Annotated in this window: 16 protein-coding genes; 10 read left to right on the top strand and 6 right to left on the bottom strand. The window is 35.9% G+C overall.

Features of this window, described 5'->3' with window-relative positions:
- Nucleotides 1–2: 2 nt before the first annotated feature.
- The 8 genes from U9P79_07825 to U9P79_07860 all read left to right on the top strand — a co-directional run bounded on the left by U9P79_07825 (nucleotide 3) and on the right by U9P79_07860 (nucleotide 9192).
- On the top strand, nucleotides 3–335 hold the full coding sequence (locus U9P79_07825) for a sodium:proton antiporter (protein MEA2104529.1): 333 nt from the start codon (nucleotides 3–5) through the stop codon (nucleotides 333–335).
- Nucleotides 329–3445 carry a proton-conducting transporter membrane subunit gene (locus tag U9P79_07830; GenBank protein MEA2104530.1) on the top strand — a complete coding sequence of 1039 codons (3117 nt, stop codon included), beginning with the start codon at nucleotides 329–331 and terminating at the stop codon, nucleotides 3443–3445. The genes U9P79_07825 and U9P79_07830 overlap by 7 nt, the downstream gene beginning before the upstream one ends.
- Nucleotide 3446: 1 nt before the next feature.
- Nucleotides 3447–4358 (top strand): NADH-quinone oxidoreductase subunit H, encoded by a 912-nt coding sequence (locus U9P79_07835; GenBank protein MEA2104531.1) that lies wholly within the window; start codon nucleotides 3447–3449, stop codon nucleotides 4356–4358.
- Nucleotides 4359–4367: 9 nt separating this feature from the next.
- On the top strand, nucleotides 4368–5009 hold the full coding sequence (gene nuoB, locus U9P79_07840; GenBank protein ID MEA2104532.1) for an NADH-quinone oxidoreductase subunit NuoB: 642 nt from the start codon (nucleotides 4368–4370) through the stop codon (nucleotides 5007–5009).
- Nucleotides 5010–5017: 8 nt separating this feature from the next.
- On the top strand, nucleotides 5018–5578 hold the full coding sequence (locus tag U9P79_07845) for an NADH-quinone oxidoreductase subunit C (GenBank protein ID MEA2104533.1): 561 nt from the start codon (nucleotides 5018–5020) through the stop codon (nucleotides 5576–5578).
- Nucleotides 5571–6770 carry an NADH-quinone oxidoreductase subunit D gene (locus U9P79_07850; protein MEA2104534.1) on the top strand — a complete coding sequence of 400 codons (1200 nt, stop codon included), beginning with the start codon at nucleotides 5571–5573 and terminating at the stop codon, nucleotides 6768–6770. The genes U9P79_07845 and U9P79_07850 overlap by 8 nt, the downstream gene beginning before the upstream one ends.
- A gap of 128 nt (nucleotides 6771–6898) precedes the next feature.
- Nucleotides 6899–8695, top strand: coding sequence for an FAD-dependent oxidoreductase (locus U9P79_07855; protein MEA2104535.1), 1797 nt, complete (start codon nucleotides 6899–6901; stop codon nucleotides 8693–8695).
- Between the two features lie 44 nt (nucleotides 8696–8739).
- A complete protein-coding gene (locus tag U9P79_07860) occupies nucleotides 8740–9192 on the top strand; it encodes a CBS domain-containing protein (GenBank protein ID MEA2104536.1) in 453 nt (150 codons plus the stop codon).
- Nucleotides 9193–9645: 453 nt separating this feature from the next.
- Here the strand turns inward: U9P79_07860 and gltA are convergent, their stop codons facing one another.
- The 6 genes from gltA to U9P79_07890 form a co-directional block, all read right to left on the bottom strand.
- A complete protein-coding gene (gltA, locus tag U9P79_07865; GenBank protein MEA2104537.1) occupies nucleotides 9646–11022 on the bottom strand; it encodes an NADPH-dependent glutamate synthase in 1377 nt (458 codons plus the stop codon).
- Nucleotides 11022–11864 (bottom strand): sulfide/dihydroorotate dehydrogenase-like FAD/NAD-binding protein, encoded by an 843-nt coding sequence (locus U9P79_07870; GenBank protein ID MEA2104538.1) that lies wholly within the window; start codon nucleotides 11862–11864, stop codon nucleotides 11022–11024. Before U9P79_07870 ends, gltA begins: the two co-directional genes overlap by 1 nt.
- Nucleotides 11865–12027: 163 nt before the next feature.
- Nucleotides 12028–12414 carry a CBS domain-containing protein gene (locus U9P79_07875; GenBank protein ID MEA2104539.1) on the bottom strand — a complete coding sequence of 129 codons (387 nt, stop codon included), beginning with the start codon at nucleotides 12412–12414 and terminating at the stop codon, nucleotides 12028–12030.
- Between the two features lie 141 nt (nucleotides 12415–12555).
- The gene (locus tag U9P79_07880) at nucleotides 12556–12819 is read right to left on the bottom strand and encodes a metalloregulator ArsR/SmtB family transcription factor (GenBank protein ID MEA2104540.1); all 264 of its coding nucleotides are present in this window, start codon (nucleotides 12817–12819) and stop codon (nucleotides 12556–12558) included.
- Nucleotides 12820–13132: 313 nt separating this feature from the next.
- Nucleotides 13133–13693 (bottom strand): manganese efflux pump MntP family protein, encoded by a 561-nt coding sequence (locus tag U9P79_07885; GenBank protein MEA2104541.1) that lies wholly within the window; start codon nucleotides 13691–13693, stop codon nucleotides 13133–13135.
- A 418-nt stretch (nucleotides 13694–14111) separates the two neighbouring features.
- Nucleotides 14112–14558, bottom strand: a complete 447-nt coding sequence (locus tag U9P79_07890; protein ID MEA2104542.1) for a tyrosine-type recombinase/integrase — start codon at nucleotides 14556–14558, stop codon at nucleotides 14112–14114.
- Between the two features lie 213 nt (nucleotides 14559–14771).
- On the opposite strand from U9P79_07890, the gene U9P79_07895 reads away from it, so the two are divergent.
- Nucleotides 14772–14948: a hypothetical protein gene (locus tag U9P79_07895; protein ID MEA2104543.1), complete on the top strand. Its 177-nt coding sequence runs from the start codon at nucleotides 14772–14774 to the stop codon at nucleotides 14946–14948.
- On the top strand, nucleotides 14939–16594 hold the full coding sequence (locus tag U9P79_07900) for a nucleoside kinase (protein MEA2104544.1): 1656 nt from the start codon (nucleotides 14939–14941) through the stop codon (nucleotides 16592–16594). Before U9P79_07895 ends, U9P79_07900 begins: the two co-directional genes overlap by 10 nt.
- Nucleotides 16595–16740 lie beyond the last annotated feature (146 nt).

The following is a 16740-nucleotide window of genomic DNA, read 5'->3' on the forward strand; positions in this document are numbered from 1 at the left end:
TAATCATCGGGATTTATGGCATGTTGACACAGAAAAATTTGATAAAGATAGTGATTGGGTTTTCCATACTGGATACCGGAACTCATATCATCATAGTTGCGATTGGTTATATTAAAAACAGAACCGCTCCGATTATTGATTCTGCTGTAATTGATGCTGCTGTAAATATGAAAGACGCTGTGAATCAGGTTGTTGACCCAATCCCATCGGCTTTGGTTCTCACGGCTATTGTGATTGGACTGGCAGTAACCGCCTTGATGTTAAGTTTTATCATAAAATTATACAAGAAAAGCGGTTCTTTATCAATAGATGATTATCAGGAGTTGAAATGGTAAATCCAATTTATATTCTTATTCTATCACTCGCAGCCGGATTCCTTTTATCAATCTTTGATAAAGCCGGAAGAAAGTTATCTTTGACTGTATTTTACGGAGTGCTCGCTTTCAATGCTTTTGTTGTGATGGAATGGTTTTATCAATTTGTCTTTCTCGGTGCTTCCACTTTAACGATTAATACTGCGGGTTTTAGTGCTCCCCTATCAATAAATTTGCAACTGGGATTACAAGAATCTTTCGTTTTATTATTCGCAAACATAACCGGGTTATTAGCAGCAATTTATCTTTTCAAAAAATTTAAAGAAAGCCACATCTCCTCCCCAATTCTCTATTTGGTTTTGATTATGGGAATTAACGGATTGGTAATGACTCAAGATATTTTTAATATGTTCGTGTTCTTGGAAATCACATCAATCTCAACTTTTGCTCTTACCACTTTAACAGAGACAAAAAAATCTTTATCTGCCGGCTTCAAATATATGATCGCCGGTGGGGTTGCATCCACTTTCTTTTTGCTCGGGGTAGTTTTCATCTATTATTTTACAGGAAACCTCAATTTAGGATTTATCCATTTGGGCGATTTTACCGGTTTGGGCTTGATTTCAGTATTCCTTTTAGCAATTGCAATTTTTATCGAATTGAAACCGTTTCCGGCAAATGGCTGGGCTCTCGATGTTTATGAATCTGTAGATTCAGGTATAGTTTCGGTGATCGCCGTTGTAAATTCGGCTGCGATAATCTTTGTTTTCTACAAAATTATGCCTTTGCTTCCGCAGAATTTTCTAAACATGTTTGGAGTAGCCGGAGTAATCACTTTCTTCTTTTCAAATTTGATGGGTTTGAAACAGAAGAGTGCAAAAAGATTGCTGGGATATTCATCTATCGGGCAGATGGGATTGTTAGTTGCAAGTCTTATCTTTACGTTAAATTCACCGAACTATTTGGTTTATCTGATCGTAGGTGGATTTTTCGTTAATCATCTTATTGCAAAAGCAGGTCTTTTTTGGATTACGGGAATTGTCAAAAAGGACAATATAAAAGATTGGGGAATTTTACGAAACAATAAAACTCTTTTAATATTATTCGGGATTTTCTTATTTGGTCTATCCGGTATTCCTCCATTTCCCGGATTCTGGGCAAAATGGGAATTTGTTAAAATTTTAGTTCAGGGAAAAATGTTCTTTGTCATCGGCGCCATTTTATTAGGCTCACTATTCGAGATAGTTTATTTATTCAGATGGTTTACTCTAATTTTGAAAACAGAAGATTTATCAGAAAAATCTGAAATTTCCGCTGAACCGAGCAAAATATTTTCCACAGCGATTTTTGCGGTTATCTCAATATTGATTTCTGTAATAATTATGAAATTTTTTTACGGATTCGATCGAATTGTCTTACTTCCGTTAATTGCTCTGATTGCTGTATATTTATTAGATTTTATTCCGTCGAAAATCAAAGGTATTTTATCTCTCGTAGCAGTAATGATTTACGCATATTTTATTTATCCATTTGAAAGCAATTTTCAACTTATTTTCGCAATCATTTTTTTAATCGGAAGTGCAATAAATATCATCGCCACCTTAAACAGAAAAGGTTTGAGCCAAAATTTTTACGGTTTTCTGTTAATGATGATTTTTTCTTTCGGAAATTTGCTTATTGCTAAAACGTATTTACAATTTTTTCTCAGCTGGGAATTTATGACAATTTCCTCATTTATTTTGATCTTACGGGGTAAAAAAGCTCAGAAGGCTTCTTTGATGTATATGATTTTCTCTACTGCCGGTGCATATTTAATGATGGTTGGATTTGGTCTCGCTCCAACTCTGAACTCGAATTCCGCATTGATCAACTCAATTGCAAATGTTAATTTACCCTTGATCACAATGATTTTACTGTCAATTGGGTTCTTGATAAAATCAGGTTCAATCGGAGTTCATATTTGGTTACCGGAAGCACATGCAGAAGCGGAATCAGATGTGTCACCATTTATATCTGCAATTTTATTGAAAGCGGGCGTGTTCGGTTTGTTTATGGTTGGAATTTCATATATCAAACATATTCCGGCATTCGATATGTTCTATTGGATTGGCTGGCTTGGGGTGCTAACTGCCATCGTGGGAGCATTCTTAGCCTCATTTCAGGAAGATGCAAAAAGATTATTGGCGTATTCGAGCATGAGTCAGGTTGGTTATATTGTGGCTACCATTGCGATATTAAGCCATCTCGGTTGGATTTCCGCAATGTACCTATCTCTCAATCATATGATGTTCAAATCTGCTCTATTTATCGCGATTGCAGGCGTTTATTACCGAACTCACACGAGAACAATGTATGAAATGGGCGGATTGATCAAGAAAATGCCTTTGTCATTTATTAGTGTTTTGATTTGTATTATTGCTGTTTCGGGTGTGCCACCTTTATCGGGATTTGGGGCAAAATGGCTTATATATTCCTCATTAATTGAACGCGGCTGGTATTTCCAAGCCGGAATATTGTTCTTCGCAAGTGCGGTAAGTTTTTTGTATTTGTATAGATTGATCCACACAATATTCTTGGGACAACTAAAATACGAGCATCAAAAAATTAAGGAAGCACCGATTTGGTTCATCATTCCGCAATATATTTTTATTATTGGAATTATGGCGATCTCCACATTCCCAAACCTGATAATAAAACCCTTGAATGCAATCGCAGGTCATTTTTTCAATTCATCGCTAATTATAGATGGATATAATGTAACGAGCAGTTTGGGAAATTGGAACGGAAACTTGGTTATGTATGTAACAATGGGCGTTTTTGCAATCCCATTTATCGTTTTGTTGTTACTTAACGGTAAAATGCAGAAGGTCAAGCAGTTTAACATTGTTTACGCTGCCGAAAGACCGGAATCTCCTCAAACTACACATGTTGCTCATAATATGTACGCCCATTTCAGAAAAGCTCTCGGCGGATGGGGAAAACCCAGAATCTGGGATTTTTGGCACGGAACTTCTGAATGGTCGCACAGCTTCGCTGATTTCTTTCGTCGTTTATATACCGGAAACGGGCAGACTTATGTTTTACATATAATTTTATACATCGTGATTGTGTATTTCATTTTGGGAGTGTAATATGAATATTTGGATTAAAATTCTCTATGCGATTATTTCAGTAATTGTAGCCATAGTTTGGGGACTTACACTTGGTGGAATTGTTAGGAAAATTTATGCAAGAGTTCATGGAAGATTCGGACCTCCGGTTTGGCAACCTTTTCTCGATATCATCAAATCGCATGGAAAACGCGTCTCAATATCTCATGGAATAATGTTCTATTTGGGACCGGTATTTCGATTGGGTGGTGGACTCGGAACCTATCTTTTTATTCCGGTAATCTACGGTTCAACTCTGTTTGCCAATTTTTCGGGGGCGGGCGATCTGCTTCTCGTAATGTATTTTATTTTCTTCGGGCAATTAGGAATGGCACTCGGTGCCGGAGAAGGTGGGCATCCGTATTCACCACTCGGAATCGCTCGCGGGCTATCTCAGATGACTACTTTTGAATTACCATTCTCTCTCGCTGTGATTGCAGTTGCGATTCAATATCATTCTTTGAACATAACGACAATTGTTGCTGCTCAGCAAGGTAGTATTCTTAATTGGACTCTATTCACAAATCCCTTTGCAGTAATTGCTGCGATGATCTCACTTTTGGGAATGAATATGCACCCGCCATTCAGCATCGTTTTGGCTCCACAAGAGATTCCAATCGGACCTCCTATTGAAATGAATAGCAGCTTTTTGGCAACTTTACAAACCAACAAAGGTTTATTTGCAGCTGCAAAATTAGTTCTTTTTATGAATCTGTTTTTTGGCGGTGCCACTAATCTGCCGATAATGATTGTGAAAACATTTTTCATTTATATATTTTCTGTGATAATCGGAGCAGCATTCCCTCGTTTTCGACCGGAACAATCTTTTAGATTTTTCTTAAAATGGCCTACTATTATTGGCATTATTGGGGTTATTTTTGTTGCATATTTTTAAGGAGAAATTGTGGATAAAAAAAACATAGGTAAAATTAAAAAACAAATGAAATTAGCAAATGAAGGATTGCCGGAAAAAGAGCGGGTTCTTTTTAGTGATGCCCGCCCGACCTCTGTAACTCCTTTAAATAAATATCTTGAGAAATTTCTTAATTGGGCTCAATCTCAATCCCTCTGGTTTATTAGTTTTGGAACCGGTTGCGGATCTACAGAATTAAGACCATTGATGACTTCCCGGTTTGATATATTCAAATACGGAATTGCCGGAAAACCAACTCCAAGACAGTCGGGTGTTTTTATTATTGGCGGGTATGCATCAATGAAAACTATAAAGAGAATCGTGAGAAGTTATGAACAAATGCAAGGCCCAAAATTCGTCATAGCTTTGGGAAGTTGCACGATTAACGGTGGAATGTATTACGATAGCTATAATACTATAAATAGAATTGATTATTACATTCCCGTAGATGTTTATATAGCCGGTTGTATGCCGAGACCTGAAGCAATCATTGCAGGATTCAACAGGTTGAAAGAAAAAATAAAAGCCGGCGAATGTGACGGGATGAACAAATACGCTGAAAATTTTGATTGGTATAAAAAAAATCAAAAAAAAGTTATTAAAGATTGGAATATGCCTGATTTTAACTGGTAGGAGATTGAATGGAAGAATTATTTAATAGAATTAGAGAAAAAATTGAGCTGGCTTCTGTAATTAAAAAACGAGATGATCTTTATTTCATTAATGTGAATCGGGAACATGCGGAACTTATTCTTTCTTATCTGAAGAATTTTGAAGGATTTACCCATTTGGCATTTCTGCAAGCGGTTGATTACCTTGAATACAACATGTTTCAATTAACTTATATGTTGTATAATTACGATATCAATGTTAACCTCGGAATAAAAATAATGATAGATAGAGAAAAAGCAGAAATGATATCTATTCATAAACTTTGGGCTCACGCCTGGCAATACCAACGAGAATTGCATGAATTGTTCGGAATAGATTTCCCGGGTTCTCCCCACGTTCACGAATCTTTTGTCCTCGAAGGCTGGGAAGAGATACCACCGATGAGAAGAGATTTCGATACATTGGAATATTCTAAAAAGACCTTTTATCAGCGTCCCGGAAGATCAACTAATGATCCCAAAGAATATATGAAGGAAAAATTGTATAAGAATTTCGTGGAACCTCCCAAAATCAGGAGGGATAATGACTAATATTTCAAAAAGCAAATACAAAGGTTATGAAGCCGACAGATCAAAGTTTCCCGTGATGGAAAACGAAAAACCGGTTATTGATCTGGAATCTCATAAATTTACAAAAATATGGCAAGGTCCTCAGCACCCCGGTGTAACCGGAAATATGGCTCTGGAACTTATCATAAACGGCGATGAAGTAATAAACGCTAAAACTCATGTCGGTTATTTGCATCGTGCTTTTGAGAAACTTCTTGAAAGAAGAAAATATATTCAGGGATTCCCTATTGTATGCAGAATATGCGTTCCGGAACCTGACACAAATGAATATTGCTATTCAGCGGCTGTGGAAGAGCTGGCTGGGATCGAAATTCCCGAAAAAGCACAATGGCTGCGAACTCTAAATCTGGAGATGTCGCGGGTGGGTAGCTTTTTGATGTGGCTCGGTGGGCAAGCAGCTTCTCTCGGAATGGGAGCGATCGGACAATGGACAATCGGGATGCGCGATTTTTGGTTGGACCTTTTTGAAGAGATGACCGGCGGACGCGTTTATCATATGTACATGATTCCCGGTGGAGTTAGAAAAAATTTACCTCCCGGATTTAAGCAAAAAGCAAGAGATTTAATTATTCGAACCCGCAAATTACTATTTGATGTTGAAGCAACTTTTTTTAATAATGCGATAGTTAAATCCAGATTGCAAGGTTTGGGAATTATTTCACCGGAAATGGTGGATGAATATGGAATTGTCGGACCAAATGCGCGCGGCAGCGGAAAAAAATATGATGTTCGCCAAAACAATCCTTACGTAAAATATGGAGAACTTGATCTAAAGATGATAACTTCAAGGGTTGGTGATGCATATGCCAGAGCAGAAATTCGCTATCAAGAAATTCATCAAAGTCTGAAACTGATTTCACAAATTTTGGATCGGATGCCGGACAAAGGGGAAATTCAAGCAAAACTCCCGAATGTTCTCCATTGGAAAATCCCGGCTGGACAAACTTATGTAAAAGCAGAATCAACTCGTGGTGAACACGGATTCTACATGGTTTCTGATGGCTCAAAATATCCACGACGTGTATTTGCAAGAGGAGCAAGCTACACGCATGCAATTTCAGTTTTAGAAAAATTAGCAGTTAACATCAGCATTTCCGATACTGCAGCCCTTATGGTTTCACTTCATACTTGTCCACCGGAAATTGAGAGGTAAACCGAAACCTTGCGGATGGTTGGAAACAACTACCAAATAATGAATAATGAATAATGTATAATGAATAATGAAAAAATCAGTAAATAAATTTTTGATAATTAGTGTTAATTAGTTACAAAAGGAATAAAATGAAATTGAAAGACATATTATCACCCCTAACTGTTTGGAAAAGAGCGACACAAAAACCCTGGACAGTTAAAGATCCGATAAATGATAGACCCGGAGCAAAAAATTATCGTGGATTTCACAAAAACGATTTTGAAAAATGTATCGGTTGCGGAACATGTGAAGACATTTGTCAGAATGCAGCTATTGATATGGTTCCTGTTGAAGGGCAAAAAACTACAGACGGAAATAGCGGATTACGTCCCAGAATAGATTATGGACGCTGTTGCTGGTGTGGTCTTTGCGTGGATGTTTGTCCAACCGGTTCCCTCACAATGTCCAACGATTACACTTGGGTAGCAGACGAGCCGGAAGAATACAGATTTATTCCGGGTGCAGATAAAACCAAATGGGAAGATAGCGAAAAGGGTTATAAGCGTTCTGAAAATATGCAACTAATCGACTTCGACAGAATCGAAATGTTTGAACTCGAACCGGAAGAGCGCGATAAATCATTCATAGAAATCGTGAAGGGGTACAACAAAGAACAAGCGATGAAAGAGGCTGACAGATGCCTTGAATGCGGGATTTGTACTGCTACTTGTCCTGCTCATATGGATATTCCGGGATACATTGCAGCGATCAGAGAAGACGATATTGAAAATGCCTTTAGAATTTTGTATGAGACAAATCCTTTACCGGAAATCTGCGGGCGAATCTGCACTCACAACTGCGAAACTGTTTGTGCTTTGCAAAATCAGGGAGAACCTTTGGCTATCAGATGGCTAAAAAGATATATTGCAGATCAAATTCCTCCTGAAAAATATAAAGAAGTGCTTGGAACCGAGCATCTTGCAGATCCAAATCTCAATAAAAAAGTTGCAATAATTGGAGCTGGACCGGCTGGCTTGTCGGCTGCCTATTATCTTGCAATTTTGGGCTATGAAATTAAAATTTTTGAAGCACTCCCAAGTTCCGGTGGTATGGTAAGATATGGAATACCTGAATATCGCCTCCCCTATGACCAGATTGATAAAGATATTGATTATATCAAATCGTTGGGTGTTGAGATTCAATTCAATACAAAAATCGGGAAAGATATTTCTCTTGCTGAAGTGCACAAAAATTATGATGCAGTATTCGCCGGAACCGGACTTCATCTCGGCAGAAGTACAAGAATTCCCGGCTCAGATAACAAAAGAGTTTATTTTGCAACTGATCTTCTACGAGAAGTAACTCTTGGAAATGAAATTGATGTTGCCGAAACGATTGTGATTATCGGCGGTGGAAATGTGGCGATGGACATTACAAGAACTCTGGCGAGATTGCAAAATAAAAAATATGGTAAAGTTAAAATTATCACAACCTCGTTGGAATCAGAAGATATTATGCCGGCTGATCGTGAAGAAGTTGTGGAAGCTCGTGAAGAAAAGGCTGTTATCAATCCGGGCTGGGGACCAAAAAAAATCGAAATTGAGGATGGAAAAATTATAGGACTCCACGTTGTAAAATGTACTTCCGTATTTGATGATGAAGGCAGATTCAATCCGAAATTCGATGAAGAACAGAAAAATTTCTTTGCAGGTGAAATGATTGTTGAATCAATCGGGCAGGGCATGGATTTGTCTTATCTTTCGGAAGATATAAAATCCGATTTGAAATTTGGACCACGGGGCAGAATTTTAGTGAACGAAAACTTCCAGTCAAATCTGAAATGGTTATTCGTTGGTGGAGATATTATTCAAGGTCCGGATGTAATTCACGGAATTGCAAATGGACATATTGCTGCCAAAGCCATAGACAAATTGCTAACAAAATAGCGATGAATAATTTTCAACATAAGCTATAACAAAAGGTAATCAAAATGAAATTAAGCAAACTATTAGAAAAAAAAAGTAATAAAATCGTAAAAATTGATTCCGGAAAAACAGTATTTGAAGCAATCCAATTATTGAATGAAAACAAAATCGGATCACTTCTCGTTATGAGCGAAAACAAAAAGTTGGAAGGTATCATAACAGAACGGGACATTTTGTTCAAATGTTTGAATAACGAACATGACAATCACAAAATCAAAGTTGCAGAAGTTATGACTTCAAACGAAAATCTGATTATCGGAACTGCCGATGATACCCTTTCTTATGCTATGAGAGTGATGATAAATAAAAGAATTCGCCATTTGCCAATTGTTGATAAAGAAAATGTTATTGGATTACTCTCTATCGGGGATGTGCTAAAAGAAGTTCTCGATCAATCTGAAACAGAAGTTAAATTGCTACGAGAATATATAACAAATCCTTACGGGATAAATTTGTAAAACTTGAGAACACGAGTCTCTTCGTGCTATTTTTGAATTTAAAATTTTTCTACTTTTTGGAGTGCAACATCCGTGATGTTGCAGTTGTATAAAATATCACGGATATTTTACTCCAAAAAAATTAAATTTAAAACTCGATTTGAAAACATATTTCCGAATTGGGTTTTCTATAGCCCAGCCATTTATGGCTGGGTAAAAAAACACCAAAATAATCCAGGGCGTTTACGCCCTTATAAAAACCAACAAATTGGCACGTGGGTCGCAGTTCTCGGCTCAAACTCACTTCGTTCGCTTCGAGCCAAGTCCTGCTTTCTACTTTTTGGAGTGCAACATCCGTGATGTTGCAGTTGTATAAAATATCACGGATATTTTACTCCAAAATTCCATAAATAGGGGTGAAAATCCAAAAAAAAGCCGGACACAATGCCGACTTTTATTTATTTAGGTTTTCAATTATTCATTCAGACTTTTTTGGATGGCTACGGCAGCATCTCTGCCATTACCCATTGCAGCAATCACGGTTGATCCACCGGTTAAGGCATCTCCGCCGGCAAATACGCCTTTGAGATTGGTTTCAAAACTGTCATCGGTTTTGATTCCACCCCAACTATAAGTATCCAATTCCGGAGCATTGCTCAAAAATAATCTGTTTGGAGTAGTCCCGAGAGCAATTATGAGCGTATCCAGATCCATCTCCATTTCAGAATTTTTTATATTCACAGGTCTGGGACGCCCGGCTTTATCAATACCCTCAAACTTGGTTTTAATCAAACCAATCCCCGTTATCCAGCCATCATCATTGCCAATTATTCGGGAAGGGCAAACCATTTCTTTGAAAATGATTCCTTCCTCCATAGCATGCAATATCTCTTCTTCTCTCGCTGGAGCGCATGCTTTAGTTCTTCGATAAAGTATAAATACTTCCTTAGCACCAAGTCTTTTTGCGCATCGCGCTGAGTCCAATGCTACATTACCACAACCAATAACACCGACCTTGTCTCCATAAATGATAGGAGTATCCCAATCTGGGAATTTATAGGCTTTCATCAAATTAACTCTAATAAGAAATTCATTTGCAGAGTAAACTCCTTTTAATTTTTCACCGTCGATTTTTAGGAACTTGGGAGCACCTGCGCCTGTGGCGAGATAAATTGCATCATAATTTTCTCTTAATTCACTAAAATCCACATTTTGCCCAACAATATGATTAAGTTGAATATCAACGCCGATTTCCTCCAAAAAGGCTAATTCATAATCCACAACATCACGGGGTAAACGGAAAGGAGGAATGCCATATTGCAAAACTCCTCCAGCCATATGAAGCGCCTCGAATATCGTAACCTGATAACCCATTTTGCGCAAATCAACCGCACATGTAATACCGGCAGGACCTGCTCCAACTATAGCAACTTTTTTAGCACTTTCCTTTATTTCAAGATGCTCTGTAATACCATTCTCTCTTGCCCAGTCGGCTACAAAGGCAAATAGTTTACCGATATTGATAGGATCGCCTTTTTTCCCTAATATGCAAACACCTTCGCATTGCTCTTCTTGGGGGCAAACTCTTCCGGTCATTGCAGGCACAGCATTGTCTTTTTTTGATATGAGAAACGCTTTTTCAAAGTTCTCATGAGCAATTTCATAAATAATATCTTTTATATCCATTCGAACCGGACAACCGGGTTCACAGGTAGGATTTTTGCATTGAATGCAACGTTTTGCTTCGGTAATTGCTTCTTCTTTGGAATATCCTAATGGTACTGATTTGAAATTTTTTATTCTCTCTTCGGGAGCTTGTTCACGCATCGGAACTCTTCTTTGAATAGCCATTATTTTACTCCTTTCATCTTTTCGTTATAACATTCCATTGCTTCCGCTTCTTTGTTTTTAAACATTGCCAGCCTGCTAATTGCTGCTTCCCAATCAACTTTATGCCCGTCAAACATAGGACCGTCAATACAAGCCAGTTTCTGTTCACCGTCAATAAAGACTCGGCAAGAACCGCACATCCCGGTTGCATCTACCATAATTTGACGCACAGTCGCATAAATCGGCACACCATATTTTTTAGTTAAAATTGAAAGGTCTCGTAGAGGTGGAATTGCTCCTCCGGCAAACACCTGATCAACTTTCCCGGCTTCCAGTAAATCTTTTATAATATCGAGATAATGACCTTTTTCACCTTTTGAACCATCTTCAGTTGCTAAGATAAATTTATCGGCGACCGTATCACATAATTCTTTTTCCGGATAAACATCCACCTCCGTAGGGAATGATTGGATTGATGTGACATGATTCCCATCAATTTTTATCAATTCTTTACACATTGCATAATTTTCTGCATGTCCACAAACGAGATCTGATGCGAAAACTACATTACCATATTTTCTAATTGGGGGTGGAGTTCCCATCGGACCTATTACTTTGTATAAAGAATCTCCAACCTTCCAGCTATCAAGTTCGCGGGAAGTTTTTCCCAGCTTTTTAATATAGAAAGTGATTTTGTCATCTTCAGCTTTTTGAATGGACATAGGAATCCTTTCGCCTTCCGGTATAGTGATCAACACACAGAAACTACCGGGGACAAAGCGTCTTGCAACTTCAGGGGCAACAACATCAATAAGATAATCCGCCGAGTTCAAATTTTCTTTACGGGTTATTACATGTTTCATTAATTCTTCTCCTTATATTTATTTATTGTTATATTCAAATAATACAATCTTAGAGAGCAAAAAAAAATTACTCCCCCTACGATTTAGACAATTTCTTCACAAATTTATCCACACTTTTTAGGATGAAATTCCATACTTTTTTTTGCAACCAATGATCAATCCGCTAAACAACTTTGAGCACATTCCTAATAATATCTCTTCGGGAAACAATGCCTACCACTTTCTCATCTTCAACAATAGGAACTCTTCTAAAATTATATTTGGAAATAGAAACCGCAAGTTTTTCTATCCCCTCATTGGGATTAAAAGAAACAACTTTTGTTGACATAGCTTTTCTGACTTTTGTATTGCGTAAGTACCCGCAAAAAGCAAAATTCAGAATATCTTTTTCGGAAATAATACCTAACAATTTTCCGTCTTCATCCACAACCGGCATACCGCTAATTTTATTTTCAATCAATTTTTTAATTGCTACATCCAGAATAGAATCCGGTCCAATCGTAATCACGTCTTTTGTCATAATGTCTTTGGCTTTTAACGATTTTTGCATAATAACATCCTTTTGTTTTTATTTTGTCTTACTTATTTTTTCATGACTAATGACTCGCCTTTTGGCGAACACTAACCCTCTTTTTCTTTAAATTCATTTATCAATATATTCAAATAGTTCAATATTTAAAGGTAAAAAATTTTATTCTTCTACCATTTGAACAATTTTTTTTGCAAATTTATTTACAACTTGATAGCAAACTTGTGTACCGTTTCTTCGTGGAATAATTATACCGGCATCTTTCAGCACTCTCAGATGCTGAGAAATAGTTGACTGGGGTAAACCCATCCTTTTTTGACATTCGGAAACATTGCATTCATTATGATACAAACCGACAACAATTTCAAGGCGATGCTGGTGTGATAATGACTTTAATACTTTGATAATTTCTTTAATATTTTTCATTATTAGCTTTTTCAATAAATTTGTTTTGAATAGACCTGAAATGTATAGAGACTATTTTTATGTCAATTATTCTAAAAATATACTCCTCCCCCCATTTTTTCCAGAAGAGAGCTGCCATAGAAAATTGTTGATTTCTTTTTATTATCTTTTCGGTAATATTTGGAAATGATCAATTCTGTCAACATAATCATAACCTATATACGCATCCCCCCATTTTTTTTTAGAAGAGTGCATCCATTATTAATTGGGTGCCTTTTTTGTTGTATTTACCGTAAACGCCACTATATTTTTTGTTAGGCAATGTTTGTTCTTCTCATTGAAAATACAAGTGTTCAATTAAAATTTTCATCCCTATTCCTATTAAAACAATTCCTCCAAATATTTCTACAGATTTCCCTATTCTCTTACCAAAATATTTTCCAAGTTGTAATCCAATTATTGAAGCTATAAACGTAACTAAACCTATAAGCAAAACGGAAGTTATAATTGATAAATTCAAAAATGCAAAACTTATTCCCACAGCAAAGGCATCAATACTGGTTGCAAAGGATTGTCCTATTAATATCAATATTTTTAATTCAGTATCTTTTTCAACACCATTTTTCTGTAATCCTTCATAAATCATTTTTCCACCAATTAATAATAAAAGTAAAAATGCTATCCAATGGTCAAATTCCTTAATGTATTTCTCAATTTCAATGCCAGCAAGCCATCCAATTAAAGGCATTAATGATTGAAAAAATGCTAAGGAAAAAGAAATTGTCAAAATTCTCCTCGCATTTAAATCTCTAATAGTTAGTCCATTCGTAACAGACACTGCAAACGAATCCATAGATAAACCAACTGCTATTAATATTAATGTGATAATGTCCATATTATTCTTTTAAATATTGCCTAATGTTTGTATATACGATATACTTCGTTTATTTTTCTAACAGGTATTGTATATACGACGTATTTCGTTTATTTTTTCCTTATATTTAAGTTATCTAAGGGACTGATGATTTTATTAATGCCTATTTTTATAATACTAAATTTAATAAATATTCCTATTTTTTTACATAAATCTTACTTTGAATAATTTTATAAATATCTCTGCCTTGAAATTGTCTTTTTCTAGCAATCTTTTCCTGGCAATTAGGACATATCGTTTCTTTATTAGTATAATCTTTTTTAATTTGATTAACAAAACATTTTACCAAATGACCAGAACCATATTTGTGATATTCGTATAAAAGGGTATTACACTTTTCGCAATAAATTTTAATTGTTCTAAAATCTTTTGACATAATCTATAATATCTTTTCTACCTTGTTAACAATTTCTTTTTTGGATATATTTTCGTAACTTAAAACCTCTTTTTTACTACTGCTTCTTGGTATTTTTTCTACAGCCATTTTAAAAATATTTTTATTCTCGCAAAACAAAACTGATTCTACAGATTCTCCTAATCCTCCTGCTGGATAATGATCTTCTACTGTTATTATATTATCTATTCCTTTTATAGATTCTAATAATTTATCTTTATTAATTGGTTTTATAGAATAAAGATCAATAATTCTTATATTTATATTTTCTGATAATAATTCCTGAATATACCTTAGATCAGTACCATGCTCTAATAAATGAGTCGCAAAACTATGTCGAAGTGTGTGGATGGTTGCATGTTTATTTATACCACTTTTCTGCACAGCTTGTTTAAATTTATTTTGAATAGACCTGAAATGTATAGAGCCCATTTCTTATGTCAATTATTCTAAAAAAGTATTAAACTCAAAGAGCGGATAAAGCAAAAAACACATCGCGCCCGTTGCGTCATTGCAAGAGGATAAAAATGAGATAAAAGGTCGGAAAGCAAAAAATCAAAAAGCAGAAAAGTTTGACAGTAAACAGGCGTTTTCAAATTAATTGATTTAATTGGAGTCTATCTGTAAAGTAGGGATTCGACGCAGATGAACACTGAAAAAACCGATTTTCGCAAGATAAAATTTTTTTGTAAAAAGTCTAATATCAGCGTTTATCTGCCGAATCAGTGTTTTTCTGCGTCCAATCATCCACCAGCTGGTGGAGCCATTGATAAAATAGTACTTTACGGACAGACTCAAATTAAAGGAATCTTATGCAAATAAAAATAATCAATAATAAAAAAATAATTGAAACTAATATTGAAGAGAAATCCACAACTCCTCTAAAAATATTTTACCGGCACAAACTCACTTCAGAATATACCTTAGCCGCCGCAAAGATTGATGATGTAACCGCAAGTCTAAACCAGAAAATCACAAAAGATTGTACGGTCAGATTTTTGGACATAAGTTCCAGAGATGGAATGTTGATTTACAAAAACTCGTTATCTTTTGTCCTTATTCGGGCTGCAAACGAACTTTTTCAGGATACCAAAACAGAAATTAAATACGCTCTTGCAGACGGATATTATATCGAAATTTATTCCAGATTTCTCCTCACAAAAAGTGATACGGAAAAATTGAAAAGAAAGATGCAAACTCTCATAGCGGAAGATGAAAAATTCGAACCAATTATGATGGATAAATCAGAAATAAAAAAAATCTTTAAAGATTATCCATCCAAATTGGAACTTCTAAAAATTTATCCTGAAGATAAAATCTTAATTTATAAATATGGACCTTGCTACAATTTTTTCATTGAACCACTTGTTGCTTCGGCAGGAGCATTAAAATTATTCGATCTCAAATACTTACCTCCCGGCATTATTTTGCGTTTTCCCCAGATTGATAAGCCAAACGCAATGGGCAAATTTCAGAAGCAACCGAACCTTTTTAAAATATTTACGGAATATACACGTTGGGGAAATATTCTTGATCTATCCTATGTTTCATCCTTAAATAAAAAAATGGATGAATTCAATATAAACGAAATCATCTTAACATCTGAAAAACTTCATGAAAATAAAATCTACCATATTGCCAGAAATATCTATCTAAGAAACAATGGCATCAGGATCATACTGATATCAGGACCTTCCAGCTCGGGAAAGACAACTTTTTCCAAGCGGCTGGCGATTCAACTGAAGGTTCAGGGAATCTCGTCTATGAAACTTTCTTTGGACAACTATTTTTTAGACCGCACAGATACACCAAAAGACGAAGATGGTGATTACGATTTTGAGTCAATTGATGCCCTGGACAAGCATTTGATTAATAAGCAAATAAAGCAGCTTCTTGACGGGGAAGAAATAGAGATCCCCAGATTCAATTTCATTAATGGCAAACGCAAGCAAGACGGTCAAATAGCAAAACTTCCACCTGATCACGTTTTAATTATTGAAGGAATTCACGGTCTAAATGACGCTCTTACTTCTTTAATTCCAAACTCAGCGAAGTTTAAAATATACGTTAGTGCTCTTACCCAACTGAACCTTGATCTTCACAACAGAATTTCTACTTCGGACACCCGCATTTTACGGCGTATTGTCCGCGATTCATTCTTCCGTGGATATTCCGCGGAAGATACTTTAAACCGATGGGATTCAATTAACCGCGGGGAAATGAAATACGTATTTTCATTTCAAGAAGAATCTGACATAATGTTCAATTCTGCCTTAGTCTATGAATTAGGAGTTCTAAAAAAATATGCAATTCCCGAATTACAAAAAGTTCCCTCCAAATCATCGCAATACTCGGCAGCCCAACGCCTGATAAAATTGCTACGATTTTTCTATAACATCCCGGAAAATGCAATACCGGGAACTTCGATTATCAGAGAATTTATCTCCGGGAGTATTTTCGAATATTAAAATAACTATTTTGCCAAAATGATTCGACGCAGAAAAACACTGATTCGGCAGATAAACCCCTGTTGAATATTAAAATACAAAGCATTCAATGGGGATATTACACTTTTTACAAAAAAATTTTATCTTGCGAAAATCGGTTTTTTCAG

It is taken from the genome of Candidatus Cloacimonadota bacterium (assembly GCA_034661015.1).
Lineage (GTDB): Bacteria > Cloacimonadota > Cloacimonadia > JGIOTU-2 > JGIOTU-2 > JAYEKN01.

What these genes read in the sequence shown, in the direction of transcription:
- U9P79_07830 (MEA2104530.1), top strand. Translation starts at nt 329, where the DNA reads ATGGTAAATCCAATTTATATTCTTATTCTATCACTCGCAGCCGGATTC.
- U9P79_07835 (MEA2104531.1), top strand. Translation starts at nt 3,447, where the DNA reads ATGAATATTTGGATTAAAATTCTCTATGCGATTATTTCAGTAATTGTA.
- U9P79_07845 (MEA2104533.1), top strand. Translation starts at nt 5,018, where the DNA reads ATGGAAGAATTATTTAATAGAATTAGAGAAAAAATTGAGCTGGCTTCT.
- U9P79_07850 (MEA2104534.1), top strand. Translation starts at nt 5,571, where the DNA reads ATGACTAATATTTCAAAAAGCAAATACAAAGGTTATGAAGCCGACAGA.
- U9P79_07855 (MEA2104535.1), top strand. Translation starts at nt 6,899, where the DNA reads ATGAAATTGAAAGACATATTATCACCCCTAACTGTTTGGAAAAGAGCG.
- U9P79_07860 (MEA2104536.1), top strand. Translation starts at nt 8,740, where the DNA reads ATGAAATTAAGCAAACTATTAGAAAAAAAAAGTAATAAAATCGTAAAA.
- gltA (MEA2104537.1), bottom strand. Translation starts at nt 11,022, where the DNA reads ATGGCTATTCAAAGAAGAGTTCCGATGCGTGAACAAGCTCCCGAAGAG.
- U9P79_07870 (MEA2104538.1), bottom strand. Translation starts at nt 11,864, where the DNA reads ATGAAACATGTAATAACCCGTAAAGAAAATTTGAACTCGGCGGATTAT.
- U9P79_07875 (MEA2104539.1), bottom strand. Translation starts at nt 12,414, where the DNA reads ATGCAAAAATCGTTAAAAGCCAAAGACATTATGACAAAAGACGTGATT.
- U9P79_07880 (MEA2104540.1), bottom strand. Translation starts at nt 12,819, where the DNA reads ATGAAAAATATTAAAGAAATTATCAAAGTATTAAAGTCATTATCACAC.
- U9P79_07885 (MEA2104541.1), bottom strand. Translation starts at nt 13,693, where the DNA reads ATGGACATTATCACATTAATATTAATAGCAGTTGGTTTATCTATGGAT.
- U9P79_07890 (MEA2104542.1), bottom strand. Translation starts at nt 14,558, where the DNA reads ATGGGCTCTATACATTTCAGGTCTATTCAAAATAAATTTAAACAAGCT.
- U9P79_07895 (MEA2104543.1), top strand. Translation starts at nt 14,772, where the DNA reads ATGAACACTGAAAAAACCGATTTTCGCAAGATAAAATTTTTTTGTAAA.
- U9P79_07900 (MEA2104544.1), top strand. Translation starts at nt 14,939, where the DNA reads ATGCAAATAAAAATAATCAATAATAAAAAAATAATTGAAACTAATATT.